This is a genomic window from Achromobacter marplatensis, assembly GCF_002209535.1.
Classification (GTDB): domain Bacteria; phylum Pseudomonadota; class Gammaproteobacteria; order Burkholderiales; family Burkholderiaceae_B; genus Achromobacter; species Achromobacter marplatensis.
In genome coordinates this window covers 1-1,201 of record NZ_NJIG01000047.1, presented here as the reverse complement: position 1 = coordinate 1,201, position 1,201 = coordinate 1, and the positions used below count along the sequence as shown (strand labels likewise).

General features: G+C 60.9%; 1 protein-coding gene. It reads right to left on the bottom strand.

Annotated elements, in window-relative coordinates; all coding sequences use genetic code 11:
- Window positions 1–16 precede the first annotated feature (16 nt).
- A complete protein-coding gene (locus CEY09_RS31735) occupies window positions 17–973 on the bottom strand; it encodes an IS110 family RNA-guided transposase (RefSeq protein WP_088591678.1) in 957 nt (318 codons plus the stop codon).
- Window positions 974–1,201 lie beyond the last annotated feature (228 nt).

The following is a 1,201-nucleotide window of genomic DNA, read 5'->3' as shown; positions in this document are numbered from 1 at the left end:
GATTCTATGGTTTGGGTCAACCTACACCCGGACGCAGTTTCCCGGGATCGAAGGGCTGGCCAGTACGCCAGACTCCGTAAGCGATGCGTAGCAGCTTTCGAGCGATCACAACCAGGGCCGCTGTCGAGGCCAAGCCCCGCGCCCGGAGCATGGCGTAGTAGTCCTTGAAGTAGATCGAGCGCGCTGCCGAGCTGGCTGCGTTGTAGAGCAAGGTCCTGGCCGCCTTGTCTCCCTGTTTACTCAGTCGCCGGCGGCCCATCTTTCTTCCGGACTCGTTCGGCCTGGGGTCCAGTCCGCAGAAGGCCACCGCAGCATCGCTGCTAGCGAAGTGGACCCGGTTGAACAAGGTCGTCAGGGCTGCACCATTGATCGGCCCGATGCCGCAGATGCTGGTCAGCAGGCCGTAGGTCTTGGCCCATTCGCTCTGGGCCTTGATCGTGGCGATCAACTCCCGCTCAAGCTGTTCGGCCCACAAGTTCAGGCTGGCCAGGGCCTTCTTCTGATGCCCGCTAGTGCAGCCATGCCGCTGAGCTGACAGCCTCAACGACGTGCCCACGCGTACCACCGTTGATCTCAACGCCTGGAGCGACCTGACCTGTTGCAACTCTGGCGATATCGGCTCGTAGCGATGCAACTTGGCATGTCGCTGCGCGATGTACTGCGCGATAACCTCGGCATCCAGACGATCGGTCTTGCCTCGGTTGCCCAGCGAGATAGCGTAGTGGTGAACGTGAGTCGGGTTCAAGACATAAACCTCAAACCCCCGTTCGTGCGCCGTGCGGGCCAACAACTCTTGGTAGCCTCCGGTCGCCTCCATCGCGATCACGCTGTCGGCAGGCAAACGCTTGAGCCAACCGACGATGCTAGACCGATTGTTGGGCAGAACGCCTGCCACAATCTGCCCCTCATGCCCTGCAACTTGCAGCTCAAACTTACCGACATCGACCCCAATAAAGCAGACAGATATTTGCATGCTGGCTCTCCCTGCGATACGTTAAGTCCGCTGGGGTAGCCTCGCCTCGGGCGTTACCTTGCGATCAATCGGCGGTCTTGGCCGCTAGATTCCTTATCGACGCTGTGAGGCGGGGTGGGATGCTCTCGTTGTGGCAGTCCGGCGCCTACCGGCTGATGGATGACGACGTCCCATACCCCAGCGCCCTCCCCACTGCAGAGGGCGCACCCTCACCATACAAGGATGACG

Excerpts from the sequence above, each read along its gene's own strand:
- CEY09_RS31735 (WP_088591678.1), bottom strand. The coding sequence starts at position 973 with ATGCAAATATCTGTCTGCTTTATTGGGGTCGATGTCGGTAAGTTTGAG.